The sequence below is a fragment of the Peribacillus sp. NJ11 genome, from assembly GCF_030348405.1.
GTDB lineage: Bacteria > Bacillota > Bacilli > Bacillales > DSM-1321 > Peribacillus.
The window spans coordinates 821889-848278 of record NZ_JAUCFO010000001.1; the positions used below are offsets into that span (position 1 = coordinate 821889).

Sequence of the window (26390 nt, forward strand, 5' to 3'; positions counted from 1 at the left end):
ACTCATTCAAAACTGAACAAAACAAAAGCGCTCTCGTAATTATCCTTAGAAAGGAGGTGATCCAGCCGCACCTTCCGATACGGCTACCTTGTTACGACTTCACCCCAATCATCTGTCCCACCTTAGGCGGCTGGCTCCATAAAGGTTACCTCACCGACTTCGGGTGTTACAAACTCTCGTGGTGTGACGGGCGGTGTGTACAAGGCCCGGGAACGTATTCACCGCGGCATGCTGATCCGCGATTACTAGCGATTCCGGCTTCATGTAGGCGAGTTGCAGCCTACAATCCGAACTGAGAATGGCTTTATGGGATTCGCTTACCTTCGCAGGTTTGCAGCCCTTTGTACCATCCATTGTAGCACGTGTGTAGCCCAGGTCATAAGGGGCATGATGATTTGACGTCATCCCCACCTTCCTCCGGTTTGTCACCGGCAGTCACCTTAGAGTGCCCAACTGAATGCTGGCAACTAAGATCAAGGGTTGCGCTCGTTGCGGGACTTAACCCAACATCTCACGACACGAGCTGACGACAACCATGCACCACCTGTCACTCTGTCCCCCGAAGGGGAAAGCCCTATCTCTAGGGTTGTCAGAGGATGTCAAGACCTGGTAAGGTTCTTCGCGTTGCTTCGAATTAAACCACATGCTCCACCGCTTGTGCGGGCCCCCGTCAATTCCTTTGAGTTTCAGCCTTGCGGCCGTACTCCCCAGGCGGAGTGCTTAATGCGTTAGCTGCAGCACTAAAGGGCGGAAACCCTCTAACACTTAGCACTCATCGTTTACGGCGTGGACTACCAGGGTATCTAATCCTGTTTGCTCCCCACGCTTTCGCGCCTCAGTGTCAGTTACAGACCAGAAAGTCGCCTTCGCCACTGGTGTTCCTCCAAATCTCTACGCATTTCACCGCTACACTTGGAATTCCACTTTCCTCTTCTGCACTCAAGTTCCCCAGTTTCCAATGACCCTCCACGGTTGAGCCGTGGGCTTTCACATCAGACTTAAGGAACCACCTGCGCGCGCTTTACGCCCAATAATTCCGGACAACGCTTGCCACCTACGTATTACCGCGGCTGCTGGCACGTAGTTAGCCGTGGCTTTCTGGTTAGGTACCGTCAAGGTACCAGCAGTTACTCTGGTACTTGTTCTTCCCTAACAACAGAACTTTACGACCCGAAGGCCTTCTTCGTTCACGCGGCGTTGCTCCGTCAGACTTTCGTCCATTGCGGAAGATTCCCTACTGCTGCCTCCCGTAGGAGTCTGGGCCGTGTCTCAGTCCCAGTGTGGCCGATCACCCTCTCAGGTCGGCTACGCATCGTCGCCTTGGTGAGCCATTACCTCACCAACTAGCTAATGCGCCGCGGGCCCATCTATAAGTGACAGCCGAAACCGTCTTTCCATCTTCTCTCATGCGAGAAAAGAACGTATCCGGTATTAGCTCCGGTTTCCCGAAGTTATCCCAGTCTTATAGGCAGGTTGCCCACGTGTTACTCACCCGTCCGCCGCTAATCTCAGGGAGCAAGCTCCCATCGATTCGCTCGACTTGCATGTATTAGGCACGCCGCCAGCGTTCGTCCTGAGCCAGGATCAAACTCTCCGAAGAAATGTTTGACTTGCTCATTTTGCTTTTTTTGATAGTGTGTGCTCACTTAAAATTTAACGTTGGCGCTTTGTTTTGTTCAGTTTTCAAAGAGCAATAATAATATTGGAGCGGGTGAAGAGAATCGAACTCTCATCATCAGCTTGGAAGGCTGAGGTTTTACCACTAAACTACACCCGCATTTAATTTTTAAGATATTTTCAGAAAGAATGGTCGGGAAGACAGGATTCGAACCTGCGACCCCTTGGTCCCAAACCAAGTGCTCTACCAAGCTGAGCTACTTCCCGTAAAATATGGTGCGCCCGGCGGGAGTCGAACCTACAACCTTCTGATTCGTAGTCAGATGCTCTATCCAATTGAGCTACGGGCGCTAATTTCTATGATGTTATTGGTGCGGCCGAGAGGAGTCGAACCTCCACGGGGTTTCCCCCACTAGGCCCTCAACCTAGCGCGTCTGCCATTCCGCCACGACCGCGAAAGCGACTTTGTAAGTTTAACACCTTTTCAACTTGATGTCAAGAAGAAAATTATCAGTGCGGGTGAAGGGACTTGAACCCCCACGCCTTGCGGCGCCAGATCCTAAGTCTGGTGCGTCTGCCAATTCCGCCACACCCGCGAAAATAAATGGTGAGCCATGAAGGATTCGAACCTTCGACCCTCTGATTAAAAGTCAGATGCTCTACCAACTGAGCTAATGGCTCCAAATGAAAATGGCTGGGCTAGAAGGGATCGAACCTTCGCATGACGGAATCAAAATCCGTTGCCTTACCGCTTGGCTATAGCCCATTAATCAAATACTAATTAACAGCCAGGTTAATATTATATCACGATAATATTATTTTAGCAAGTATTTTTTAAAAAAATGGCGGTCCCGACGGGAATCGAACCCGCGATCTCCTGCGTGACAGGCAGGCATGTTAACCGCTACACCACGGGACCAGCATTATTAGAAAGTGACCCATACGGGATTCGAACCCGTGTTACCGCCGTGAAAGGGCGGTGTCTTAACCGCTTGACCAATGGGCCTTGATAAAATGTGTAACTGGCGGAGAAGGAGGGATTTGAACCCTCGCGCCGCTTACGCGACCTACACCCTTAGCAGGGGCGCCTCTTCAGCCTCTTGAGTACTTCCCCAAAAAAATGGCTCCGCAGGTAGGACTCGAACCTACGACCGTTCGGTTAACAGCCGAATGCTCTACCACTGAGCTACTGCGGAATAATGAAAATTGGGTTCCTTTTTCACGCTCAAGGACCTTAATGTTTGTCGTGAAGAACAAGTTGTTATCTTGTCGACTCTTATGATTATAAAGAGGTTGCAACCTAAAGTCAAGGGTTCTTTTGTGTTTTTTTATATTTTTGTTTTTTCTTCCTTGAACCCTTGGTAAATCAACGTTCCACGACATTTACCACAAACGAAACGGATAGTGTCGATTCGTTTTTTTCTTATATACACCTGCTGACAGTCTTCACATTTATATTGAATAGTATTCATCTTTCTCTTTACTTGGTTTGATGGGAGTGGCTCACAAAATCTCGGTGCCCCGACTTTTTTGAGTAATTGCTTAAAGTCCGCATCACGATGCTGATACCCTTTCTTCTCGATGTGCAGATGATAATGGCACAATTCATGTTTTATGATGCCAATCATTTCTTCCACACCGCGTTCATCAAGATACTTCTTATTGATTTCTATATTGTGTGAACGCAGCAAGTATCGTCCTCCTGTAGTTCGGAGACGCGGATTAAAAGTGGCTACGTGGTTAAAGGTCTTTTTAAAGTCTTTCAACGAAATTTCTTCGACTAGTTTTTGCAATTGCAGATTATCCATTTCCCCCTCCCTTTCCTTGGTAACATGACAACCCATTATAACATAGACTAATAATACAATAGGAAACTAAGGGAGGAAAAGCTATGCCTAATTGGTTCCAGAATCAAATACGTAAAGCCTTTTATGAAAAGGATTATTATCAAGTGAAGATGTTGAATCAATGTTGGTTTTTTTATCAAAAAAAAGAAAGTCTCCGGTTATAGATTCAACTGTGTTCGAAATATGACATACATTCGCTTCGCTAAAAAAACCCCTTCAAATTATAGAAGGAGCTTTCCATAGGCTAGATTTGATTCTTTGGCTCGAGCATAGTTAAAGATACCCTTTGCTTTTGAGAGTCGACCAGTTCTACCCAAACCGTCACAACATCCCCAACGGCAACTATATCCAATGGGTGTTTTACAAACCGGTTGCTTAGTTTGGAAATATGCACCAGTCCATCCTGTTTGACACCAATGTCCACAAACGCACCGAAATCCACAACATTCCTCACTGTGCCTTGTAATTCCATCCCAGTTTGTAGATCCTCCATTTTCAGTACATCTTGCTTAAGCAGTGGTTTTGATAATTCATCCCGAGGATCTCTTCCCGGTTTCATCAAATCATCAATGATATCTTGAATCGTAATTTCCCCAATTTCCAATTCATTGACTAACTCGGCCGGTTTTAGTTTACTTAACTCTTCATTAAGTGCATCACTGCCTAAATCCACAGATGTGAATCCCATTTTCTTCAACAATTTATTCACGGCACTGTAGTTCTCAGGATGTATCGCAGTTTGATCCAAAGGCTCATCTCCATTAATGATACGCAGGAACCCTATGCATTGTTCATATGTTTTGGCACCAAGGCGGGGAATCTTCTTTAATTCCTTCCTGCTTGAAAACTTCCCTTCCACTTCCCTTTTCTTCACAATATTTTGAGCAACCGATTTTGATAAACCAGCTACATATTGTAATAGTGACGATGAAGCGGTATTGACGTTCACGCCCACCTGGTTAACAGCTGTTTCTACTACAAAGGTGAGGGATTCCGTTAACTTTTTCTGGGACACGTCATGTTGATACTGTCCTACCCCCACGGATTGAGGATCGATTTTAACAAGTTCGGCAAGGGGATCTTGAAGCCTTCTGCCAATTGATACGGCGCTTCTCTGCTCCACTTGAAGATCCGGAAACTCTTCACGGGCAATATCCGAGGCTGAATACACACTGGCTCCCGCTTCATTAACAATAATATATGAAATATTCCCGTTCACTTCTTTTAGAATATCTGCGATGAATTGCTCTGATTCACGTGATGCGGTACCATTGCCGATTGCCACGATCTCAACCGAGAACCGCTGAAGTATTTCGATCGTTTTTTCACGGGCAGCATTAAGCTTCGCAACAGGAGGATGCGGATAGATTACACTGATATCGAGTACCTTTCCGGTTTCATCAATGACAGCCAACTTACAGCCAGTCCGATATGCCGGATCTAAGGCTAGGACCACTTTCCCTTTAAGCGGGGGCTGCAAGAGCAGGTTCCGGAGGTTTTCAGAGAAAATATGGATAGCTTGATCCTCAGCTTTTTCCGTCAGCTCTTTTCTGATTTCCCGTTCTACAGAAGGCATGATCAAACGCTTAAGTCCATCTTCAATTGCCGATTTAAGAACAACCTGGGCTTCAGATTTGTTATTTTTAATGATTTTCCGTTCCAGATGACCAATGATGATTTCCGTACGAGGCTGAATGGATATTCGTAAAACCTCTTCCTTTTCACCTCTATTTAGCGCCAACACCCGATGTGGTACGATTCTTTGAACCGGCTCCTCATATTCATAGTACATCTCAAAGATTTTTTTCTCGTCCTTCTCTTCGTTTTTCACAGTCGAAATTATTTTTCCAGCTTTGAAAATTTCAGCCCTTATCCACTTCCTTAATTCTGCATCATCGGAAATATGTTCTGCTATGATATCCTGCGCTCCTGCAATAGCCTCTTCAATAGAAGGAACTTCTTTTTCTGCCGATACGAATTCAGTGGCTTTTTCGCTTACTCGAGCATGGATTTGACATTCAAGAAGCCAAGTAGCCAGTGGTTCAAGACCCTTTTCTTTAGCGACCGTCGCTTTCGTTCTCCTTTTTTGCTTGAATGGCCTGTATAAATCTTCGACTTCCTGCAGTTTTGTCGCCTTCTCGATTTGCCTTGTTAATTCTTCTGTCAATTTCCCCTGTTCACCAATCGAACGCGTAACTTCCGCTTTCCTCTGGCCTAAGTTTTCCAGGTAGTTCCACCTCTCCATGATGGATCGAATCTGCACTTCATCAAGTGAACCTGTCATTTCTTTTCTATATCGGGCAATAAAGGGAACAGTATTCCCCTCTTGCAGCATCTGTATGACGTTTTGAACTTGATGATTTTTCAAAGTTAGCTCATTGGATATTTGTTTAATCAATTCTTTTAAGGTATCTTCTACAACGATCATTATGTTTACCCCCAACCTTTTGATCTTATATATATATAGTCTAGCAAATGAGAGATGAAGTTGCGAATTCAACACAAAAAAGCTCACTTCCGAATTACGAGGAAAGTAAGCTTCCTAAAATGAAAGTTGTATCATCTGCAGTTGTTGGACTGCTTTCTAAAATGCATTTGGCGTTCTTATCGATAGGGACCAGCCTTTTTAAAAAAGATTTAGCTCCCTTAAGTTCTAAACCATCGGAATGAAGAATGAATTTTGCATTTGGTTCAAATTTGTAGCTTTGCGTCCGGTATTTTTGTTTCCTGCCGGATAAATACCCTGTAACAGGTAAAGGGTAAACTAGTTTGTCGTCGCTTGGATTATACAGGAAAAAGCGGATGTTACCCACTGAACTGTATACAAATTCATTCTTGTCATAAAATATCTTCAAAATGGAAACGGCGGCCCCCCGCTTATCGATTAAAACTTGATTACACACTGCCATTAGTGATTCTACATCCAACTCATGATTACGTTTTACTTCCTCGATGACGGCATGGGAAGATTCGTAAGCGTTTTTCCCGCTACCTAGCCCATCAGCCAGTACACACACAAAGTATTCTTTCGTATGAAGAAAGAAGTAATCATCACCACAATAAACCATCCCGTTTTTAGAGGATTGAGAGACAACGACTTCAATTCTTTCTCCCCTCAGAATATCTTTGATCACTGAATTAACTCCGAGTTTTCAGCATTAATCGCTTCTTGAAGTTTCTTGATCGCGCGTCGCTGGAGTCTCGACACATGCATTTGAGAAATTCCAAGTTTATCGCCAGCTTCTTTTTGACTTAAATTTTCTAAATAAGTATGTTGAATGATCATCTTTTCACGGTCACTTAACACATGCAGCACCTTTTCGAGCACGAGGCGCTGATTGACCTTTTCAAAACCTTCATCTACATTACCGAATATATCAAGTAATGTGACAGTACCGCCATCAGAGTCCGCCTCAATAGAATGATCAACAGATAAAGCTTGATAGCTTTTTCCCATTTCCATCGCTTCTAAAACTTCTTCTTCAGTCACTCCTATACAATCGGCTATTTCATCTATTCTTGGTGAACGATGAAGTGTCGTTGTTAATTCCTCGACAGTCACCCTGATTTTTGGACCAAGTTCCTTTATTCTTCTTGGCACATGGACACTCCATGTTTTGTCACGCAAGAACCTTTTGATTTCCCCAATTATAGTAGGGACGGCAAATGCCTCAAAGCTCTTACCAAAGGATTCATCATATCGTCGGATGGCACCTAATAAACCAATCATGCCGACCTGGGAGATATCCTCCTGAAACGATTTTCCTTTCGCGTACTTACGGGAGATTGTTTCAACCAAACTTTTATAATGGATGACTAGATTGCTCTGTGCTTCATCATCTTGGTCTTGCTGATAAGCTCTAATCCATTCATTTACCTGTTCTCTTTGTGCCTGATTAGGTTGAGACTGTTTTTGCATCCATCTCCACCTGCTCTCCTTCTAAAAACTTAGTCATAAATACTGTAACCCCGTCATGCTGATGAATTTTCACATCATCCATCAGAGTTTCAATGAGGTAAAGACCCAAGCCTCCTTCTCTCAAGAGTTCAACTTTTTGTCCATTTTCGTATGGACCGAGCCCTTGGCGAACCTCTTCGAAATTACAGCTCTTACCGCTATCAGAAACCATGACCTCCAAACGGTCAGGATAAAGCCCGAAACTCACTTTCACTTCACCTTTTTCGGAATCCTTATATGCATGCTGTACTGCATTTGTACAAGCCTCACTGGTAGCTATTTTCAAATCCTCAATTTCATCATACGCAAACCCCATCCGGCTACCTATTCCAGAAAGCGTTAAACGAATGACACCGATGAATTCCGGTTTTGCAGGTATTTTCATTTCGATGTAATCATATACTTGACTCATTCTAACCCACCCTCTGTACCACTTTTTATATCAATGATATCTGCAAGACCAGTAATATCAAACAAACGTCGTAACCTTTCTGATAACCCAACTAAAGTGAATTCGCCATTATTTGCCCTTACGCTTTTAAAAGCACCGACAAATACCCCAAGTCCCGTACTATCCATATAGGAAACTTCGGTTAAATCAATAGTAATCGAAACATTGTCCTGCTCTGAAATCGGAAATAGTGATTCCCTTAGTTTTGGTGCAGTATAGGCATCGATTTCACCTTTTAGTTTTACAATAAATTCAGTATTTAATTCATTAACATCTACAGTTATATTCATCCTTGACCCACCTCTTTAAATGCTCATCATTCTTATATCTATACCCCGCGGAAATAATACTAAACATTTGATTTTAAAATTATTAATGTGAAATCATCCCGCAGTTGGAAGTTCTGCATTTTCTCCAATTGCTTATATATATTATTCACCATTTCCTGGGCTTGTAAGTGCATATTCTTTTTAATGAAACCAATAAGCGTTTCCCTTTCTATGAACCCATCATTCGTCCGGCACTCCGTTACTCCATCAGATAATAAAATGATCATGTCTCCGCCATTCACCGTTTTTTCATATTGGCGATACCTTGTTTTTTTATCAACTCCAAGCAACAAACCTTTTGCATCCAAATCGCTAAATGTACCTGTAGCGGCATCATAGTAAAATCCAGGTTCATGTCCAGCTGAAGCATAGGAAAATTGCCTGTCATGCGGATCATATAAACCATAGAACATGGTTATGAACATGCTTGGATCCACATTATGCTCCACAACACGGTTCAAACTCTCAAGCACGCTTTTCGGTTCATGTCGATGCTCCGGAAGACTATCCATCGCATATTTAATCATCGACATGCACAATGCAGCCGGAATGCCTTTTCCTATGACATCAGCTATCCCTACCCCGATTCGCTCATTTTCATCTTGGACAAAATGATAATAATCTCCATTCATCTGTCTGGCCGGAACACTGATCGCCCCAATTTCAAGAGCTTTGATATCAGGAATTTCCGTTTCCAAAAGAGTATGTTGAACGTTTGCCGCAATCTCAATTTCCGTTTTCAGTTCCTGCTGTTGATGTCTAAGGCTTTGATGTTCACGGTATGCTATGCCATAGCCCATCATGACTTCCAGCAGAAAATCGAAAGAATCCAATACTTTTCCCGGTAATTCCGGGTAAAGTTCCATTAAGTTATTTTTATGCATACTGATTATTTCTTCAGGAGATATATTGTATTTAATATGTAGGCGGCTAATCTTTTGCCCTTGGTAGAGTGCTTGCTCATTTTGGTCTTTAAGATAAGTAGAAAGCGCCTCATGATACTTTTTCTCCATGTTCTCCCTAATATCCATAGTCCCCCCCTAACGGAGCCATTTCGTAGCGACAATCTTAGTCCCTTCACCTGGTATCGATTCAATATCGAAGTCATCCATTAAACGTTTGACTCCCGGAAGGCCTGCCCCCAGTCCCCCTGAGGTGGTATATCCATCTTCCATGACTCTCCGGATATCCTCAATTCCCGGCCCTTTGTCCTCTGCAATGATTTTCAATCCTGACTTCCCATTTTTATTTGGCTTCTCTATGCTAACACTGCCTTGTCCAGCATATAGGTATATATTTCGGGCCAATTCGCTTATAGCCGTTGTGATCCTCGCCTGGTCTACAGTGCCGAACCCCAACTCTTTAGCGACATTTCTTCCGAGCTGCCTTGCAGCTACGATGTCCCATTCATTTATGATTTTTACGCAGGATTGGAACTCCATTCTTTAATCCCCCAATTCCTGTTGTAATTTCTCCAGGCCTTTCTCTAGATCTAATGCTGTCAGAACATCATCGAGACTAATTCCCAGTTCAATTAATGTTATTGCAACAGCAGGCTGGATCCCCGTAATTACAACCTTGGCCCCCATAAGCTTAGACATGCTAAAGACATCGCCTAATACCTTTGCGATAAAGGAATCTATAAAATCTATTGAGGTAATATCTATAACTACGCCATTCGCGCTTGTTTCATGAATCTTATGCAATAAATCCTCTTGAAATTGAAGGGCAGTCACATCATCCAACTCCCACTGTATAGAGACTAACAAGCAGTCATAAAGCTTTAATATCGGAATCCTCATACTTATCCCTCCACCTTTACGATCTTACGGCTCGTTAATTCCAACGCAACTTCTATCCCTTTTTTCAATGTATTTTTTGTAATCACTTCATTTAAATTAATGCCTAGGTTAACGATGGTTTGAGCTATTTCAGGGCGAATGCCGCAGAGTATACATTTTGCACCCACTAATCGGACTGCTTCCGCTGCCTGAATGATATGATGAGCAACCATGGTATCCACGACAGGCACACCCGTTATATCGATAAGGACAACTTCAGATCTATGCTTAACAACGCCAGTCAACAGGTTCTCCATTATCTGTTTGGCACGTTCTGTATCAATTGTACCAATCAGCGGCATAACCGTAATGCCTTCCAATACAGGAATGAGCGGAGCCGAAAGTTCTTGCAAGGCTATTTTTTGCATAGTAACAGTTCTTTCCCAAGTTTGGGTATAAATATTGACTATTTCATTATTTATTGGAGTTGCCCATTTATCCAAATGGTTAACAAGATTGACTTGATTATCAGGGGTCACCAGACCCTTGGCCACCATACCATTAATGACAATTAACGTGAATTTATGAAGACCTTCATTGACGAAAGTGAGAGGCCATCCCAATTGGACGACTTTCTCGGCAAAATCTGAAAGCTTCAATGTGAATTCCTTGTTTTTACTATCAACATTCGTGATGATCATATCTATAAATTCACTGCTCGTTTGCGTGAACATTCGATCGGAGACGACTTTAATTAATCTTTCGTCTGTACTTTCCTTCATGATGCCCATCCACTCAGTTAGGATGTAATCTTGATTTTGCTTAATAAAATCGTAAACCAATTGATTCATAATATCCTCCCATTCTAACACAATTGCTATGTTCCCCTGTCCTCGTCACAAGGATGTTAACTAACTGTAATGTTTTTCCCATCTAGTTTTCCATTGGGTTTTCCCTTACACTTTTGCTTTTATTTAAGTATTTACAACATAACTACATACCCAAAATTCAGGTAAGGAAAACATCATTTCAAAGAAAAGTTAGGAGGATTCTATCCAATTTCTAATTATATACTGATTTTATTCGTCAAATTTTTTATATATCCTGCTGTAAGATTAAGTACATTCATAATAATATGCAAGAAGAGTAATCCTCTGTATTACTTAATTTCGGGCATGTTATTTCGACAAAAAAAACACGATTCCCACCGTTGCAGGAATCGTGCCATCTAAAAACATCAAGAATGATTTGTATTATAATAACGCCCGGTTTAACGGGAAAATTTTTCTCTAAAACTCAATGAGGCCTAAACTAATTTGCAAAGCTTCATTGACCTTTTGCATCATTGGTTCGTCAAGATGCGTAATTTTATCAGTTAATCGCTGCTTATCAATTGTCCGGATCTGTTCTAATAAAATGACGGAATCCCGCTCGAATCCGTACTTTTTTGCATTAATCTCAACATGCGTAGGCAATTTCGCTTTTTGAATTTGAGCTGTAATGGCTGCCACGATCACAGTCGGACTAAAGCGATTACCAATATCGTTTTGTAAAATTAGTACCGGACGGGTTCCACCCTGCTCTGAACCGACTACCGGGGAAAGGTCTGCGAAGTATACGTCACCACGCTTAACAACAATCAATGGCTCAGCCTCCGCTAACTAATCGTTCAACGCAATGACCAGCCTCGAATTCAGCCTGGAAGGCTTCAGAAGCAATCGTTAAATTAATGGCCGCCATTTCAATATAACCGCGTTTCATCGATTCACGAAACTCTTTCTTTTTACGTTCGCGAAGATACATTTTTGTGGCACGATAAATAAATTCACTGCGATTTACATTTTCTTCACTCGCATACCCATCTAACTCTGTTAAAAAATTTTGAGGTAATCGAATTAATATCTCTCTTGTTGCGCTGGATTCAGACACAAACATACACCTCCACCATCACTACACACCTTTATTATATATCCTTTTCAATATTACCATTAAAATGCCTATCTGCAAAGAGTATATTCTATTCTCAATCCTATTATCAGCATAATAAAGGAAATCTTATTCACAATCTTAGGATTTATTTACAATCCTGTCATTCCAAGATGAAGTTACGTACATGTTTCAACTGATTATCTTTTATATATATGCGGGGCACTCTTGCACCTATCATACATGTTACCTCATAATTGATCGTTTCCAGCTTTGCCGCTATCTCATCAACAGTAATCGATTCATCACCATCATTCCCGATGAGTGTGACCTCTGTTCCTACAGGGAATGGTCCAGGTAGCTTGATCATGCATTGATCCATGCAAATCCTGCCGACAATCGGCACTCTGCTTCCATCCACAAGAACTTCCTGACCTTGAAGTTTACGGATCCAGCCGTCAGCATAACCGATTGGCAAAGTCCCAATCCATTCATCACCTTCAGCCGTATAAGTTGCCCCATAACTAACGCTTTCACCCTTAGCAAGCTGTTTAACCGCGACCATCTTCGTTCTTAAAGATATAGCCTGTCTTAAGGGAAATGGCAATATCGGCTGCATTTCCATGGAAGGGCTCAAACCATACATGGAAATCCCCATTCTTATTGCATTCCATTCCGGATCGGTAAACCTTAAAGAAGCTGCACTATTGGCTGCATGAATATATTCTGGCTTTCTAATCAATGCGGAAAGCATCCCTTTAAATGAAGCAAGCTGCTTTTCATAAAAGTCGGTCTTCAATTCATCTGCCGTCGCGAAATGTGTGAATATCCCTTGGAAGTTGAAACACGCCTCCTGCTTAAGCAAACTTTCCACTTTCAGGAGTTGACCTTCATCACGAATGCCAATTCTCCCCATGCCGCTATCCACTTTCACATGAACTTGCAGAACTTGTCCCGGTTTCAATAAATCCTTTGCCTTCTCTAACCACACTACATCGAAAACCGTCACGGAAATCCCATACTCGGCAGCAAGCGCTGCACTTTCAGGCCTCGATGCCCCAAGTACAAGAATTGGAGCCAATATTCCCTTTTTCCGTAAAGCAAGTGCCTCATCCAAAAAAGCGACACTTAAAAAATCAGCCCCCGCTTCAAGTGCCGTTTTAGCCACTTCATAGTCCCCGTGGCCATAAGCATTCGCTTTAACGACAGCGAAAAGACTAACGCCATTTCCCAGTCTTTTTTTCAATGAAGAGATATTTCCAAAAATATTATCCAAATTTACTTCTGCCCACGTATCTCGATGAAATATTTTCGTTTCCAAGCCCATTTCCTTCTTTCCTGCACTCACAGTAAGATTCTTCCCAGTAGCGAAGTTTTCGTTTCATTATAGGACCATTCTATAACCAACTGATAGAAAGATAAAGTGCTTTTTCACCTTGATCTAATTTTCCAGCTTGCCAACCCATACCAAATGGAAGGATCTAAAATGTCAACAAGCTGCTTCCCCGCCTATCCTTCCCAGAAGAAGCCTTCATGAGGAGACGGGAAAAATCAGCTTGTTATGTAATCCTATTTGACTGGATCTCCCCCAACGGAACGGGCGACTTCTATCATCTCTTCCTGTTCCAAGTCCTTTGATGCAAGCATATAATCCACACCTTCAAAAGTCCATGCAATCGTATTTCCTGTAATGGCGCCGACTGTATAACCCAAATCAACCGGCTCTCCATTTACATTCGTCGAAACGGAAGTTTGGACTACCTCAGCTTTTTCCTGAACCAATGTAAAACTTTTTGTACCCTCATAGGTCAAAACGACACGTTCTCCCTTTTCCGTTGCTATTTCTTTTTCTTCCGTTAAGTTCATATCACCGATATTTTCTGGGTATTTCACCGCAAACCCTTCATTTTGGACTTCTGCCATAACAGGTGCTTCAAGTTGTGCACTTGTCATATTTTTCTTCATATCGAATGAATCTTTATCAAAAGTCGTATCGAATTTCACTTTTGAAAATTCAACAAGGACTAATGCGGTCTTATCGGGGTCCATGACTTTTACACTGACTGGAGATAAATTCTTTTTGTTTATAGTAATCTCTTGAAATGGCAACATTTTATTGTTTTGGTAGCGCGTTTTCGTTTCAAAGACATAATGTTTATCCGTTTCTTTAAATGTCGCACTTTTATCTTCCGTAATGTCTTTCACCAACGACTCGAACAAATAAGCCTGACTGCTGTTCTCCGGCCACTCACTTTGAAATTTAAAGCTTTTATTCAAAGCAGGCGTCAAAACATATACACCATCATCATTTTTTAAAATCATCTGGCTTTGATCCTTCTCTTCATTTTTAAGATTTACGCGGTAAAAAGAAGGGTCCTTATGCCAAATCTCCACATTATACACTTGAGGTTCCGTCCCCATCTTTAATGTCATCTTCGCGTTAGCTTTATATCCTTTCATTTCGCCAAGCTTCTCATTCAATTCACTCACTACGTCACCCTGTGATTTTTGGCCGCAAGCAGAAAGAGCAAGCAAGAGCATGATCCCTGCAAAAAGCATTAACATCTTCTTCATCTTTTCAACCCCTTTTTGTCATTTGAACGTAAAAGGGAGAGGAAAAGGCAGGATCCGGACATTGGCTCGACTGATGTCTTAGTTTCCTCGGTATTTCAGCCACGGACCAGTTCGATCCGGGCTAAAAACTTTTCGAGAGCACCTACTCTGCCATGTACCTTTTACCGGGCCTTGTCTCCCTATAGCACTAAATGTATATGAGACAACCTTAAGGTTTATGACCCGATTGGACAAAACTCAATTCACCCTTTCAATTACGACCTGAGCCACAGCATAATCCCTGCTGTGGCTAATCGAAAGATGGACCCCTTCAGAAAACGGCTTTGAAATCACTGGCTTTCCTTTTTCATCCGATGTGATTTCGATATCCAAAAAGGACAGGTGCTTACCGATCCCTGTACCATACGCTTTGGAAAAAGCTTCCTTTGCTGCAAAACGTCCAGCAAAATACTCGACTTTCCTTCTTCCATTTAACTTTTCGAAAATCGAGATTTCCTTTTCTGTCAATATACGTTCCTTTAAACGGGGTTGCCGATTAATCAGTGTTTCCATTCTATCCAACTCAGTAATGTCCACGCCTATACCTTTAATCACCTTGACACCTCTTCTATTAAAGTAATAAGTTGCATATCATTAGGAGGACTCTTTTACCTGAAAATGATAATATTGTATCTAATTATAAAAATAATAAGGAGGAATTTATGTTTACAAGAACAGAAGGCTTCCGCGAATACGCAAATTCATATCGAGCTGTGACTGTGCTCATACTCATTATGATGATTGTTTTCGTTCTCATCCTTTTCCCCATATTTCCCGGCAATGTACTCTTTTATTACGGCACAGGTGTAAACTTATACATCGCCGATGGACAATGGTGGCGTTTGATCACCCCCATCTTTCTACATAGCACGTTTACACATTTACTGTTCAATGGGTTCTCACTTGCCATCTTTGGTCCATTCCTGGAGAAATTCCTTGGATCCATAAAATTTTCAATCTTCTTTTTATCAACCGGAATCCTTGCTAACATCGCAACCTTCCTGATTAAACCACTGACATATAACCACGTAGGTGCCAGCGGTGCAATTTTTGGTTTACTCGGTTTCTTCCTTTACCTTGTACTGTTTAATAAAACAAATTTTACAAATAACGAAAGAAATACAGTATATACACTGACCGGAATTGCCATTATCATGACATTCATCCAACCACAGATTAACGTTGTCGGTCATTTGGCCGGTCTTGCAACCGGCGTTTTAACAGCTCCATTATACTTGAGAAAAAAATGGTAGGACAAACAGCCGACTCTTTACTTTCAATCATTGGAGTCGACTGCTTTTTTTGGCAAATACCATGATTTAATTATTAGGCAATCCTTTTCTTCTACATCCACAACCATGCCGACCCTGGAAGTAACTCCAGATTTAATCGATGCTGAAATCGTAGCTAATTCCTTTCGATTCTGAAACCAACTTTTTTTATACGTGATTGATTGAATTCTGCTTCTCTGCATGATCAATGTTTGCTTTGAGAAAAAGCGGCTGCTCAATAGCAACAAATTCCCTTCGATACTCCATCCTGCATCTCTATATTGCATGTAACCCCAAAAGATCGCCAACGGTACAATCAAAAAGGAAAGTAAACCCCAAGGTCTGACAAACCATACCATAGCTCCGATTATCGGGATGATGTATAGAACCTTGCGAAACACATACCGGGAAAGCGCATACTTAGGGAGTGGCTTCATCTCAGTGGTTGTTTGATAAACAGGTAAAATTTCCAGGATTTTTTCAGGTAAATACCCCTTCTTGATCAAAGGGAACAACATGATGGATAGACTTTCTTTATCTTCCATGCTGCCTCCTGCATATTCAAGATAAACCGTCGCCAATCCCAATGGCTTTCGAACGAAATTCTCCATGATCCGGATACCTTGTATTTTATGGATAGGGATTGTCAGCTGTCTTTTCTCGAGAAGTCCTCTGGAAATAACGATTTCATCATCCGTTTTTATCACAGTAAAAGAAGCATATTTAATTACCATACTTAATGTAGCCAGTACATAAACCACCAACAAGGCCACAAGGGCAAGCACGGACAGAATAATGGTTCCCATTCCAATTAAATCTTCATAATCCTTAAATATCCGTTCAAAAGGGATCATTTCATCAAACTGTGAAATAAAAGCGATTCCTCCAGATAAAAAGACACCAACCGCCCCCGAAGTGGCAGCCATGACGAATAATTGCGGCAGTGTCTGTTTAAAGACAGAAGCCGTTTTTGCTGCATCTTCATAACCAGCCACTTCATCTTCATCCTCATCAAGAGGGTTATTCGTATTTTTGTTTTTTTCCTCGCTTATAAAAGAATTGATTCGCTGGGCATCACTTTTTCTTATGGCTGATAATACAGCATCAGCCTGAGATCCGCCTGCAGTTTCAATATTCACCTTCACTAGCCTGAATATCCTCTGGATGATACCCTCTGATATATCAATGCTATGGATTCGATCAAACTTTATATACCGTTTCTTCCTTACGAATACTCCGGACTCAATTCTGAATTCGCCCTCTTCTATGCGATATGTAAAACGAAACCATTGTAGGAATGCAATAACTATCAGAAAAAGTATAATAACGGAAATGACTAGCGGCTGAATCCAGCCAGGAATCCCTTCATTCTTCCCAGGAATAACGATTACTAATAAAAAAGGGATAACTAACTCCTTGATTGATTTAATAATGTTAAGCAATACAGCTATGGGGTGAAGCCTTTTAGGTTCAGACATCTTCTTCCTCCACACTCGCCATTCTGGAAATATAGTGCCGCAGTTCATCTGCCTCTTCAAGGTTCAGGGCAGGTATGACGTGAAGGGTCGCGGCAGTGGAAATTTCAATGGAGGCTAAATCATATTTTCTTAATAATGGTCCTTGCTTCGTTTCAACATGCTGAACCCTAATCATCGGTATGAGTGTTCTTTTAATGACAAAAATACCACTTTGGATATCAATTTCCGTATCCTTTACTTCGTAACGCCATCTCTTCCATTTCACCGAAGGAATGAGAAAAATGGACAGATAGGATTGGATTATCGAAATTATGATCAATGCTCCAAATATCCAATATGTCCAATCAAAAATGATTGTAAGCACGAGTACGGCGATGCTTATAATCCAAGTTATTGAACAGCTTATAAGACCACTGATTTTCCATACGGTCAAGGCCCTATTCGATATGCGATTTTCGGGTTCCATGGTTTCTCCTCTTCCGTCAAGGTATTTTTGAATGAATCTTCATCATCCATCCTTCACTTTCATCCATTATACTATAATTAAATGCTGGGATTTAACCACTTTTCAAACAAGTCTTTGAACAGTTCATCCAAAAACCACAACTCATTTGGATACCACGGAATATGGAGATGCACATAAAAAAATGCCGCTCAATTGAGCGGCATTTCCAATTCAATTAAATCTTATTTGATTTTTCTCTTTTTTGGCTCGTGCTACGGTTTCCGTAACCATTCGATTTACGGTTCGTGCTTGGGCGTTTACTTGCCCCGCTACCGTAATCTTTTCTGCCTGAAGAACTGCGGCCATTGCGCTGTCTGTTACTAGAAGAACTGCTTCCTCCGCGATTACGACGCATTGGAGATGGAGATTCTTCCGTTAACTTGATTGGCGTTTGATCCGGTTCTTTTGTCATTGATTTAAGCATAGCTGCCACTAAATCCGCCGCGCTATGTTTTTGTAGTAATTCTTCCGCTTGACCAAGGTATAATGATAAATCATCATTCTCGATTGTATTAAGGATTTTTTCCGTTACTGCTTTTTGTTGACCTTCCAACGCTTCAGTCAACGTTGGAGTCTTAAGTTTCTCCATACGTTTTTTCGTTGTATGTTCAACCGCATGCAGTTGGCCTCTTTCCCTTGGTGTTACAAACGTAATGGCAATACCGTGTTTACCCGCACGTCCTGTACGTCCAATACGGTGAACGTAGCTTTCCGGATCTTGAGGGATATCAAAGTTGTATACGTGAGTTACGCCGGAAATATCAAGTCCACGTGCAGCCACATCAGTAGCGACAAGTACATCGATGCTTCCTTCTTTGAATTTTTTCAAAACGGATAGACGTTTTGCCTGGCTAAGGTCACCATGAATGCCTTCAGCCATATAACCGCGGATATTCAATGCAGAAGCCAATTCATCCACACGGCGTTTCGTACGTCCGAAGACGATGGCAAGATCCGGTGTTTGAATATCGAAAAGACGTGCCAGTGTATCGAACTTTTCACTTTCTTTTAACTCCAAGTAATATTGTTCGATGCGATCCACAGTCATTTCTTTCGCTTTTACACGCACAAGAACGGGTTCACGCATGAATCTTTCAGCAATTTTACGGATTGGATCAGGCATTGTAGCTGAGAAAAGCAATGTTTGCCTTTCGTCAGGAACCGTTGAAAGGATCAATTCGATATCCTCAATGAATCCCATGTTAAGCATTTCATCTGCTTCATCAAGAACTACAGTGTGAACTCCGCCTAATTTAATATTTTTACGTTTGATATGATCTAAAAGACGACCAGGTGTACCAACGATAATGTGTGGTTTTTTCTTTAAAGCACGGATTTGACGGTCAATATCTTGTCCACCATAAACCGCTAATACACGAGCGCGTTTTCCGTAACCAAGTTTGAAAAGTTCTTCAGAAACTTGAATGGCAAGCTCACGTGTAGGTGCAATAACAATCCCTTGCACGTTTTCGTTATTAATATCGATGTTTTCCATCAATGGGATACCGAATGCTGCCGTTTTACCTGTTCCTGTTTGCGCTTGACCAATGATATCTTTACCTTCAAGTGCTAGTGGTATCGTTTGGGATTGAATCGGGCTCGCTTCTTCAAAACCCATTTTTTCTATTGATTTCATAGACGTTCTATCTAATCCTAATTCGCTAAACAATGTCAATGTTTTCGTACTCCTTTTTATTTCGTAAATTTACACGTGCATTTATGAATCATGCACAGATGTTTTTGTTCAAATCCTCATCATCATGACGGATGTTCTACTTTATCTCTTATGAAAAAGTTTATCATTATCACCTAAAAGTATGTCTGCCTTTTAGTTCAAATGAACTCAATATGATTTTTTAAAAAGGAAATATACCAGTACGAACATTCACTGGCATTTTTAACTTCGCGCACGTGTAAACTTATCATTAACATACGCTCATCTTTTTAAAAGTACATGTAACCAAAATTAAATTCAATATGGAAAATTAAAAGTAGCATAAACGGGTGTTTCACCGTTTTATTCAGGTGAGGGCTGCTGCACCTATTATTCATCAGACTTAAAAAGACTGTATGAACAAAACTTGACGAGAGCCAAGATTCTTATACAAAACAGGCCCGGTGCGTTGAGGATTTGCAGAAGTGGAAAAGCGCTAATATGCGGCTTGATTCCCTAATAGCTACTAAAGCCGCCAAGAGATGCAGCTTTTATATATGACCAGACGCGCGGCCTATTTAATCTAAAATAATCTCAAGAATGAACTCATGAAACATGTAAGAACATACAATTTTGTTGCCTCAACCTGATTAATTTAAATAATCATCAATGATAAGACATTTAAACTCATACATCATATTACCATTTTCAAACTGTTATTGCAATAAAGGATATCGCCCCATTCATGGTTACTAAAAACTTTAGATCGTTTTAAAAATAGGAAAATTGGTATATTCCTACATGGAAATGGCTGGCCTTGATACGTTTGAGAAAGAATATAGCATGTTCATTCAATGTGCCATTTAATAAAGGGTTAAAATGTTCCGATTGATTTTTATTTTTCCTTTAGAGATGCTACATCGTCTGATTCTAGGATTACCGTAGTTACTATATCCATTTATAAGTAAATGGATTCTTAAAATTGGAGCGGAAATATTAAATGATTTTACAAAACGAACATCTATTTATATACATGATATGTGTTTTAATGAAATAGTTTCAACAATCCTATTGTAGGAGGTTTTATTCAAAAAAATTGGGTACCTTCCACGTTTACTCCCATTGAAAAAGATAGGGCTTACTACCAATCCCCTTTACATTTCCAGGTATATAAGATCATCTAAAGTTCGAAATTTCCATTAATTCACCCGAAAATTATAGTAAATTAGTCTAAATGCAGTATGATTGACCTATCAACAAATTAATGGGGGTTATATGAATATATACACAATAGATGTTCCTTTATGTAAAGATTTTGGTCTGATGTTAGAGTCACTGAACAAGAAAGTCACCTTTTTGGAGGATCCACTCAATCAAAGTCATCTGTTCCAGGATTCAACGGACTTAATGCAATCATTATTTATTTTACCTTTACACATATCAAAAGATTCTTGGCAGCAAACCTCGTTGTTCGCCTTAGCTGAATCTCATGATATCCCTATCTTATTTATTTACAAACGTACTATAGGAATGAGGCCCCCTCCGGCGTTGCCAAAATGGACCTTTTATGAAACCATGGCAGTCCCTGCCGATTCAGTAGAAGTCAGGATTAAATTAAAATCACTCCAAAACATCAGCATGCAACTGTTTTCAGCGAAAATGAAGGGGCATGAGCTTGAAAAGATTAACCAGAAATCAGCAAGGAGCCTGCGAATTGCAAAGGACTTTCAACTTTCAGGTTTACCTTTGTCGATCAATAAAGAAGATATAGAGGTCAAAGGTCTTTCCCAGCCTTCCAGTGAGCTGTCGGGGGATTTATTTTACTGGACGGAAGTTGATGACAGGACATACGGCTTCATAATGATCGATGTATGGGGAAAGGGCATTCATACAGCACTTATTAACATGTACATACGCACTTTGATGCCTGAGCTTATCAAACGTGTAAAAGACCCCATTTTTATAACGGAGGAACTGAACAAACATATGCAGGATCTATTTCAAGGAGTTAAAAGGGAAAATAAAAACCATGTTTGTTATACAGCCTTCATTGCATACGTGAATACAAAGGATAGACTCATCGAATATGTGAACTGCGGGCTTCCTTCAGCCTTTTTGTATTCCCCATGCACCAATCAACTCCTCAATTTAAATGAAGGGTCTAACCCAATAGGACTAATTCCTGAAATGCCCATTAAAAAAATAGTATTTCATTATGAACCAGGAAGCCGTTTCATCATCTATACAGATGGACTCTCTAAAACACCGGTACCTTCTGCCATTGACAGATCTGACAATATTGAGAGGGACTTCATCGAAAATGTCCATCTCGATACACATGACCTTCTTAAGGAACTTTTGGTTTCAAGGATGAGGCATTCAGTTATTAACGATGATATCTGCATTATTGCCGGGACACTTTTTTAAATACGATAAAAAAGGCCGCTTCAAAGAAACGGCCTCAGACTATAGACTGACTCGATAATAATTGAGTTTGTCTGCATTCCATTTTAGGTTTTAAATTTTGACCGTTCTCCAGGCACTCGCATTCCGCGGGCGGTCCAGGGGGCACCCTCGCCTTTACTCCTGCAGGGGCTCCCTTGGGCACGCTTATCCCGTAGGAGTCTCGGATAATTCCATTCAGCGAGATTAGCTTGAAATGATTACTTTAAACCAACTGGTGCAAGAAGATGGCCAATTGGACATGACAAGGTCCAAAAATGCATAGTAGTTGTAGAGCCCAAATTCCTTAACCTCGGGCCAGAATTTCAAAGGGAATTCCAAAAGGGGTTCTGAATTTAATTCCGAACCCCTTTTCTACTGAAGCCGTTTAAAAAAGAAACGGCTTTTCTACTCTTTTTTATTTTTGCAAGGCTTGAACGACTTCCTCCAGCTTCATGCCCCTAGAAGCTTTAACGAGAATGATATCATTTACCTGTGTTGACGATTTAAGTTCCTCAATAAGCTTCTGCTTATCTTGAAAAGGACGAACTTTCTCTGATGAAAAAGCCTTGCTCGCTCCCTTGGCAATAAACTCGGCCAAAGGACCATACGTGAAGATCTTATCAATCCGCTCACTTGAAATCAATTCACCTATTTTCAAATGAAAGTCTTTTTCCTGTGGTCCTAACTCCAACATATCTCCCAGTACAAGTATCTTTTTCTCAAAACCAGATAATCCCTCAATCAGCTCTATAGCGGCCTTAACTGAAGTTGGACTGGCATTATACGCATCATTGATGATTTTCTGCCCTTTTGCACCCTCGACCAATTCCATCCTCATATTAGTTAACTGAATGGTTGACAGACCTTTACGGATCGCCGAATCATCTACATGGAATTCTTTAGCCACCAAGATGGCCGCCAATGCATTAAGAACATTATGTTGGCCTAAAACAGGTATCTCATAGTCGATTTCCTTTTCATCAGATGCGATTGTAAACGTCGTACTGTCTGATCCTTGGTTAATGGTCTGCGGAAATAAATCATTTTGTTCTGTACGTCCAAAAGATATTACGTTTAAATCAGGAAAATCCTTTTTGATTCGACTGCGAAGCAATGGTTCATCACCATGATATATGAGCGTCCCATCTTCCGCCAAACCTTCGACAATTTCCAGCTTCGCATTCGCTATTTCCTCGCGTGATCCTAAATCCAATAAATGTGATTCACCGATATTGGTAATGATCGCTACATCTGGCTTTGCCATTTTGGATAAGAACTCAATTTCACCGCGGCTGCTCATTCCCATTTCCAAAACAGCGGCTTCAGTATCCTCTTCCATAGAAAGCACCGTTAGTGGTAAACCTAGATGGTTATTGAAGTTACCATTGGTTTTATGAACTTTATAGGTAGTCGCCAGCAATGCAGCCGTCATATCTTTCGTAGTCGTCTTACCGTTACTGCCTGTTATCCCAATGACTTTTATATTCAATTGCTCACGGTAAGCACGCGCTAATTGTTGAAGTGCTTTTTCGGTATTTTCAACAATGACTATCGGTAAATCATTAGGAGGATTCGGAACATCCCTTTGCCAAAAAGAAGCCGACGCTCCTTGCGCTAAAGCTTGCTTGACATACTGATGGCCGTCAACCTGCCCACCCTTAAGAGGAATGAACAAACAACCTTCCTTAACCGTTCTTGAATCGATGGTAACCCCATTGATCCCTATGGTCTGGAATGGAGTGATATCATTCAATCCATTTGCCATTTCATGTACTTGTTTTAACGTTCTCTTTATCATTTTGCTCCTCCTACATTCATCGAACCGGTAACCGCTCTCTTCTTCCATTAACCAAACGAAGCAGAAACCAGTGTAAATCGCACCGGCTCCTGCTGATTGGATCCATCAAATCAATTTTTGAAGGATTGTGAAGTTTACTGATACATTACCTGCATGGTCAAACTGTATATTTAATTTGTTGTTTTTCTTGATGACGTTCCAAGGCAAGTTTCACGAGTTTTTCAATTAATGTTGGATAGTCGACACCTGTGTGTTTCCACAATAACGGAAACATGCTGAATGGAGTGAACCCAGGCATTGTATTCACTTCATTAATATAGATTTGGCCCTCTTCCGTCAAGAAGAAATCAGCTCGAACCAATCCAGAGCAATCCAATGACTTAAAGGCTGTAATGGCCATTTCGGATAAAGCTGCATACTCGCTTTCCTTTATCTCCGCTGGGATGACCATCGCGGAATTACCGTCAACGTATTTTGCTGAATAATCATAGAAGGCAAAATCTTTCTTAGGGATGATTTCCCCTGCCACTGAACAAGACGGGTCATCATTACCAAGGATGCCAAACTCGAGTTCACGAGCTATTACCCCTTCTTCAATGATGATCTTCCTATCGAATTGAAAAGCTTCCACTACCGCTTTTTCCAATTCATCAGCATCATTACATTTGCTGATACCGACACTCGAGCCTAAGTTAGCGGGTTTGACAAAGCATGGGTACCCCAATTCATCCGCTACCTTTTTAATGGCGCTTTCAGTATTTTTCTCCCATTCAGAACGAATGAACCAAGTATATTTAACTTGAGGTAGTCCCGCCTGGGCAAAAATATTTTTCATGATAACCTTATCCATTCCAGCTGATGAGGCTAAAACGCCATTACCCACATAAGGAAGATTCAATAGTTCCAGCATCCCTTGCACGGTTCCATCTTCTCCATTTGGTCCGTGAAGCAATGGGAAAATTACGTCATACCCTGTTGATTCACTATTTTCATCAGTTGAATGCGCTTGTAAGGCAAGAGGCGAGCTCGATTTTTCCGGTGAAAAAGTCAAAGCCTCCACACTCTCAGCAGGTCCTGTCAACTTCGGTCCATTAATCCATGAACCCTCTTTTGTTATGTAAATCGGATATATATCAAACTTTGCTAAATCGAGAGCTTTAATGACTGCTAAAGCCGTCTGCATAGAAACTTCATGCTCCGCAGATTTTCCACCATAAAGCAAACCTAGTTTAGTTTTCATGAGTATTACCCTCCAATATTCTTTTAACCATGTTCATTGTATCATTTTACACTAAAACGGATAAAGCGAAACTTCCATCATTGATGCTTTTCCAATGATGGTTAGTTGAGCCAATCGGGCATTTACAGGCTGTTGGCCCACCACATTTCTTTTTCATTACATTTGCCATCCGTTCCCTTACAGCCTGTTAATGCGGGGTAAAGCGAAACTTCCATCATTGATGCTTTTCCAATGATTACCATAAGCGGAACACAGGTTAAATTCGCCACGTCCTGTGGCAACACCTATGCTAGCACATCCTGTGCGTCGCAATCGGGCATTTACAGGCTGTTGGCCCACCACATTTCTTTTTCATTACATTTGCCATCCGTTCCCTTACAGCCTGTTAATGCGGGGTAAAGCGAAACTTCCATCATTGATGCTTTTCCAATGATTATAGGCCAACCACTTCAGTGCGTCGTCCTCTCTAATCTTTTATGCATGAGATAGTAAGTCTTAAACCTAAAATATTCCAGGATTTTGATAATCCAATCCAAGAATCCGGAAGTTAGGATAATCAGGATAATTATTTATTTTTTATAATGCTTTCCCATACTTTTTCTTTTCGATTGAACGTAATAAAGACATCCGGCTCCTTAATATTTCTATCCGAAAAGTCATCATGCATCTCATCCATATTTAAATAATCCCCTACGACCCATGCCGGTATCTCAATCTTCGTTCTTGAGTACTTAACATGCCGAAAGGAAAAAATGAGCCCCTCTGCCAGAATATGAGCCAAAGAAGAAATCATTTCTGGAGGGATGGCCGTAAGTTCTCTTTTCTTTCTGATTCCAAGCCACGACCTCTCCACTTTTAATGGCTCCAGCTTTAACGGAATCAGGCTTCCTAACATCATATAATATGTCGAAAGAGAACGAAAATAAATTTTATTGAACCAGCCATCATCCTGGGCAAGGTACACAAATTGATTATTCAATTTACGGAAAAATGGAGGTTCTAGATGAGTTTTTGCATGCCCTAAATATAAAAGTTCCGCTATTTCCCTGCCATCCAATTCATCCAGCCCTTCGGCTTCTTCAAAATCAATCCAACAGAAATCTCCATATGCCCGGACATTTTCTTTAACGAGCTTCGCAATATCCTCAGATGAAGCGCTCTCAAGCAGGACATTCAAATTGTATTCCCCTCCATCGAATTGATGTTTCAACAATAAGATGGAATCCATGGTATATGGCAGCGAATAAACAAATTCGCGGAAATTGAGTCCATTAAAAAGGACAAACCGTTCAGAAGCCTGCATATGCATATATAAGATATCATTGTTATCACTCTTCATAACCTGATCCCCTCCGAGCTCTCAATCAATAATGTTATTTTATCAAACTTTTGGGGTTTCACGTAAGTTATATAACCCAGAATATTAATCATCATCAGCATCGTCTAAATAATGTGAAACCCGTCTCTATATTCACCT

At 41.1% G+C, this 26390-nt stretch carries 24 protein-coding genes, 11 tRNA genes and 1 rRNA gene; 3 read left to right on the forward strand and 33 right to left on the reverse strand.

The window, feature by feature from the left end; genetic code table 11:
- Positions 1-49: 49 nt before the first annotated feature.
- The 13 genes from QUF86_RS03925 to QUF86_RS03985 form a co-directional block, all read right to left on the reverse strand.
- A 16S ribosomal RNA gene (locus tag QUF86_RS03925) occupies positions 50-1600 on the reverse strand.
- A gap of 103 nt (positions 1601-1703) precedes the next feature.
- Positions 1704-1777: transfer RNA gene (locus QUF86_RS03930), tRNA-Gly, on the reverse strand.
- Between the two features lie 30 nt (positions 1778-1807).
- Positions 1808-1884, reverse strand: a tRNA-Pro gene (locus QUF86_RS03935).
- Positions 1885-1891: 7 nt separating this feature from the next.
- Positions 1892-1968: transfer RNA gene (locus QUF86_RS03940), tRNA-Arg, on the reverse strand.
- Positions 1969-1986: 18 nt separating this feature from the next.
- Positions 1987-2072: transfer RNA gene (locus QUF86_RS03945), tRNA-Leu, on the reverse strand.
- A 59-nt stretch (positions 2073-2131) separates the two neighbouring features.
- Positions 2132-2213, reverse strand: a tRNA-Leu gene (locus QUF86_RS03950).
- A 9-nt stretch (positions 2214-2222) separates the two neighbouring features.
- Positions 2223-2298, reverse strand: a tRNA-Lys gene (locus QUF86_RS03955).
- 10 nt (positions 2299-2308) lie between these two features.
- Positions 2309-2383 (reverse strand) — tRNA-Gln (locus QUF86_RS03960).
- 77 nt (positions 2384-2460) lie between these two features.
- Positions 2461-2536: transfer RNA gene (locus QUF86_RS03965), tRNA-Asp, on the reverse strand.
- A gap of 15 nt (positions 2537-2551) precedes the next feature.
- A tRNA-Glu gene (locus tag QUF86_RS03970) sits at positions 2552-2623 on the reverse strand.
- A 17-nt stretch (positions 2624-2640) separates the two neighbouring features.
- A tRNA-Ser gene (locus QUF86_RS03975) sits at positions 2641-2731 on the reverse strand.
- 7 nt (positions 2732-2738) lie between these two features.
- A tRNA-Asn gene (locus QUF86_RS03980) sits at positions 2739-2813 on the reverse strand.
- A gap of 132 nt (positions 2814-2945) precedes the next feature.
- Positions 2946-3425 carry a SprT family protein gene (locus tag QUF86_RS03985; protein ID WP_289318764.1) on the reverse strand — a complete coding sequence of 160 codons (480 nt, stop codon included), beginning with the start codon at positions 3423-3425 and terminating at the stop codon, positions 2946-2948.
- Between the two features lie 83 nt (positions 3426-3508).
- Between QUF86_RS03985 and cmpA the strand changes: the two genes are divergently transcribed.
- Positions 3509-3628, forward strand: a complete 120-nt coding sequence (gene cmpA, locus QUF86_RS03990; RefSeq protein WP_089364909.1) for a cortex morphogenetic protein CmpA — start codon at positions 3509-3511, stop codon at positions 3626-3628.
- A gap of 80 nt (positions 3629-3708) precedes the next feature.
- Here the strand turns inward: cmpA and QUF86_RS03995 are convergent, their stop codons facing one another.
- The 14 genes from QUF86_RS03995 to acpS form a co-directional block, all read right to left on the reverse strand.
- Positions 3709-5892, reverse strand: coding sequence for a Tex family protein (locus QUF86_RS03995; RefSeq protein ID WP_289333674.1), 2184 nt, complete (start codon positions 5890-5892; stop codon positions 3709-3711).
- 94 nt (positions 5893-5986) lie between these two features.
- Positions 5987-6598, reverse strand: coding sequence for a PP2C family serine/threonine-protein phosphatase (locus tag QUF86_RS04000; protein WP_289318762.1), 612 nt, complete (start codon positions 6596-6598; stop codon positions 5987-5989).
- Complete coding sequence (gene sigB / locus QUF86_RS04005; RefSeq protein ID WP_289318761.1) at positions 6595-7383, reverse strand: RNA polymerase sigma factor SigB; 789 nt, start codon at positions 7381-7383, stop codon at positions 6595-6597. The genes QUF86_RS04000 and sigB overlap by 4 nt, the downstream gene beginning before the upstream one ends.
- Positions 7361-7834 carry an anti-sigma B factor RsbW gene (gene rsbW, locus QUF86_RS04010; protein ID WP_034306366.1) on the reverse strand — a complete coding sequence of 158 codons (474 nt, stop codon included), beginning with the start codon at positions 7832-7834 and terminating at the stop codon, positions 7361-7363. The genes sigB and rsbW overlap by 23 nt, the downstream gene beginning before the upstream one ends.
- Complete coding sequence (locus QUF86_RS04015) at positions 7831-8163, reverse strand: anti-sigma factor antagonist (RefSeq protein WP_289318759.1); 333 nt, start codon at positions 8161-8163, stop codon at positions 7831-7833. Before QUF86_RS04015 ends, rsbW begins: the two co-directional genes overlap by 4 nt.
- Positions 8164-8222: 59 nt before the next feature.
- Complete coding sequence (locus QUF86_RS04020) at positions 8223-9233, reverse strand: PP2C family protein-serine/threonine phosphatase (RefSeq protein WP_289318758.1); 1011 nt, start codon at positions 9231-9233, stop codon at positions 8223-8225.
- A 9-nt stretch (positions 9234-9242) separates the two neighbouring features.
- Positions 9243-9644 carry an anti-sigma regulatory factor gene (locus tag QUF86_RS04025; protein ID WP_289318757.1) on the reverse strand — a complete coding sequence of 134 codons (402 nt, stop codon included), beginning with the start codon at positions 9642-9644 and terminating at the stop codon, positions 9243-9245.
- Positions 9645-9647: 3 nt separating this feature from the next.
- The gene (locus tag QUF86_RS04030; protein ID WP_048682053.1) at positions 9648-10004 is read right to left on the reverse strand and encodes an STAS domain-containing protein; all 357 of its coding nucleotides are present in this window, start codon (positions 10002-10004) and stop codon (positions 9648-9650) included.
- Between the two features lie 2 nt (positions 10005-10006).
- Positions 10007-10834, reverse strand: a complete 828-nt coding sequence (locus QUF86_RS04035; protein ID WP_289318756.1) for an RsbT co-antagonist protein RsbRA — start codon at positions 10832-10834, stop codon at positions 10007-10009.
- A 438-nt stretch (positions 10835-11272) separates the two neighbouring features.
- On the reverse strand, positions 11273-11623 hold the full coding sequence (locus QUF86_RS04040; RefSeq protein ID WP_034306610.1) for a type II toxin-antitoxin system PemK/MazF family toxin: 351 nt from the start codon (positions 11621-11623) through the stop codon (positions 11273-11275).
- A 7-nt stretch (positions 11624-11630) separates the two neighbouring features.
- Positions 11631-11912, reverse strand: a complete 282-nt coding sequence (locus tag QUF86_RS04045) for a CopG family ribbon-helix-helix protein (RefSeq protein WP_034306380.1) — start codon at positions 11910-11912, stop codon at positions 11631-11633.
- 160 nt (positions 11913-12072) lie between these two features.
- Positions 12073-13236: an alanine racemase gene (alr, locus tag QUF86_RS04050; RefSeq protein WP_289336187.1), complete on the reverse strand. Its 1164-nt coding sequence runs from the start codon at positions 13234-13236 to the stop codon at positions 12073-12075.
- Positions 13237-13478: 242 nt separating this feature from the next.
- Complete coding sequence (locus QUF86_RS04055) at positions 13479-14483, reverse strand: LolA family protein (RefSeq protein ID WP_289333675.1); 1005 nt, start codon at positions 14481-14483, stop codon at positions 13479-13481.
- Between the two features lie 237 nt (positions 14484-14720).
- The gene (gene acpS, locus QUF86_RS04060) at positions 14721-15077 is read right to left on the reverse strand and encodes a holo-ACP synthase (RefSeq protein WP_289333676.1); all 357 of its coding nucleotides are present in this window, start codon (positions 15075-15077) and stop codon (positions 14721-14723) included.
- 107 nt (positions 15078-15184) lie between these two features.
- Between acpS and QUF86_RS04065 the strand changes: the two genes are divergently transcribed.
- Positions 15185-15775 (forward strand): rhomboid family intramembrane serine protease, encoded by a 591-nt coding sequence (locus QUF86_RS04065; RefSeq protein ID WP_289318753.1) that lies wholly within the window; start codon positions 15185-15187, stop codon positions 15773-15775.
- Between the two features lie 23 nt (positions 15776-15798).
- Here the strand turns inward: QUF86_RS04065 and QUF86_RS04070 are convergent, their stop codons facing one another.
- The 3 genes from QUF86_RS04070 to cshA all read right to left on the reverse strand — a co-directional run bounded on the left by QUF86_RS04070 (position 15799) and on the right by cshA (position 19451).
- Positions 15799-17271 carry a PH domain-containing protein gene (locus QUF86_RS04070; RefSeq protein WP_289333677.1) on the reverse strand — a complete coding sequence of 491 codons (1473 nt, stop codon included), beginning with the start codon at positions 17269-17271 and terminating at the stop codon, positions 15799-15801.
- Positions 17264-17737 (reverse strand): PH domain-containing protein, encoded by a 474-nt coding sequence (locus QUF86_RS04075; RefSeq protein ID WP_289333678.1) that lies wholly within the window; start codon positions 17735-17737, stop codon positions 17264-17266. The genes QUF86_RS04070 and QUF86_RS04075 overlap by 8 nt, the downstream gene beginning before the upstream one ends.
- A gap of 214 nt (positions 17738-17951) precedes the next feature.
- Complete coding sequence (gene cshA / locus QUF86_RS04080; RefSeq protein ID WP_289318750.1) at positions 17952-19451, reverse strand: degradosome RNA helicase CshA; 1500 nt, start codon at positions 19449-19451, stop codon at positions 17952-17954.
- A gap of 1254 nt (positions 19452-20705) precedes the next feature.
- Here cshA and QUF86_RS04085 point away from each other — a divergent pair.
- Positions 20706-21857 carry a PP2C family protein-serine/threonine phosphatase gene (locus QUF86_RS04085; protein WP_289333679.1) on the forward strand — a complete coding sequence of 384 codons (1152 nt, stop codon included), beginning with the start codon at positions 20706-20708 and terminating at the stop codon, positions 21855-21857.
- Between the two features lie 433 nt (positions 21858-22290).
- Here QUF86_RS04085 and QUF86_RS04090 read toward each other — a convergent pair whose 3' ends face one another.
- The 3 genes from QUF86_RS04090 to QUF86_RS04100 form a co-directional block, all read right to left on the reverse strand.
- Positions 22291-23673, reverse strand: a complete 1383-nt coding sequence (locus tag QUF86_RS04090) for a UDP-N-acetylmuramoyl-tripeptide--D-alanyl-D-alanine ligase (RefSeq protein WP_289318748.1) — start codon at positions 23671-23673, stop codon at positions 22291-22293.
- Positions 23674-23830: 157 nt separating this feature from the next.
- A complete protein-coding gene (locus QUF86_RS04095) occupies positions 23831-24913 on the reverse strand; it encodes a D-alanine--D-alanine ligase (protein WP_289318747.1) in 1083 nt (360 codons plus the stop codon).
- Positions 24914-25478: 565 nt separating this feature from the next.
- A complete protein-coding gene (locus tag QUF86_RS04100; RefSeq protein WP_289333680.1) occupies positions 25479-26252 on the reverse strand; it encodes a hypothetical protein in 774 nt (257 codons plus the stop codon).
- Positions 26253-26390: the final 138 nt, after the last annotated feature.

What these genes read in the sequence shown, in the direction of transcription:
- QUF86_RS03985 (WP_289318764.1), bottom strand. Translation starts at nt 3,425, where the DNA reads ATGGATAATCTGCAATTGCAAAAACTAGTCGAAGAAATTTCGTTGAAA.
- cmpA (WP_089364909.1), top strand. Translation starts at nt 3,509, where the DNA reads ATGCCTAATTGGTTCCAGAATCAAATACGTAAAGCCTTTTATGAAAAG.
- QUF86_RS03995 (WP_289333674.1), bottom strand. Translation starts at nt 5,892, where the DNA reads ATGATCGTTGTAGAAGATACCTTAAAAGAATTGATTAAACAAATATCC.
- sigB (WP_289318761.1), bottom strand. Translation starts at nt 7,383, where the DNA reads ATGCAAAAACAGTCTCAACCTAATCAGGCACAAAGAGAACAGGTAAAT.
- rsbW (WP_034306366.1), bottom strand. Translation starts at nt 7,834, where the DNA reads ATGAGTCAAGTATATGATTACATCGAAATGAAAATACCTGCAAAACCG.
- QUF86_RS04015 (WP_289318759.1), bottom strand. Translation starts at nt 8,163, where the DNA reads ATGAATATAACTGTAGATGTTAATGAATTAAATACTGAATTTATTGTA.
- QUF86_RS04020 (WP_289318758.1), bottom strand. Translation starts at nt 9,233, where the DNA reads ATGGATATTAGGGAGAACATGGAGAAAAAGTATCATGAGGCGCTTTCT.
- QUF86_RS04025 (WP_289318757.1), bottom strand. Translation starts at nt 9,644, where the DNA reads ATGGAGTTCCAATCCTGCGTAAAAATCATAAATGAATGGGACATCGTA.
- QUF86_RS04030 (WP_048682053.1), bottom strand. Translation starts at nt 10,004, where the DNA reads ATGAGGATTCCGATATTAAAGCTTTATGACTGCTTGTTAGTCTCTATA.
- QUF86_RS04035 (WP_289318756.1), bottom strand. Translation starts at nt 10,834, where the DNA reads ATGAATCAATTGGTTTACGATTTTATTAAGCAAAATCAAGATTACATC.
- alr (WP_289336187.1), bottom strand. Translation starts at nt 13,236, where the DNA reads ATGGGCTTGGAAACGAAAATATTTCATCGAGATACGTGGGCAGAAGTA.
- QUF86_RS04055 (WP_289333675.1), bottom strand. Translation starts at nt 14,483, where the DNA reads ATGAAGAAGATGTTAATGCTTTTTGCAGGGATCATGCTCTTGCTTGCT.
- QUF86_RS04065 (WP_289318753.1), top strand. Translation starts at nt 15,185, where the DNA reads ATGTTTACAAGAACAGAAGGCTTCCGCGAATACGCAAATTCATATCGA.
- QUF86_RS04070 (WP_289333677.1), bottom strand. Translation starts at nt 17,271, where the DNA reads ATGTCTGAACCTAAAAGGCTTCACCCCATAGCTGTATTGCTTAACATT.
- QUF86_RS04075 (WP_289333678.1), bottom strand. Translation starts at nt 17,737, where the DNA reads ATGGAACCCGAAAATCGCATATCGAATAGGGCCTTGACCGTATGGAAA.
- QUF86_RS04085 (WP_289333679.1), top strand. Translation starts at nt 20,706, where the DNA reads ATGAATATATACACAATAGATGTTCCTTTATGTAAAGATTTTGGTCTG.
- QUF86_RS04090 (WP_289318748.1), bottom strand. Translation starts at nt 23,673, where the DNA reads ATGATAAAGAGAACGTTAAAACAAGTACATGAAATGGCAAATGGATTG.
- QUF86_RS04095 (WP_289318747.1), bottom strand. Translation starts at nt 24,913, where the DNA reads ATGAAAACTAAACTAGGTTTGCTTTATGGTGGAAAATCTGCGGAGCAT.
- QUF86_RS04100 (WP_289333680.1), bottom strand. Translation starts at nt 26,252, where the DNA reads ATGAAGAGTGATAACAATGATATCTTATATATGCATATGCAGGCTTCT.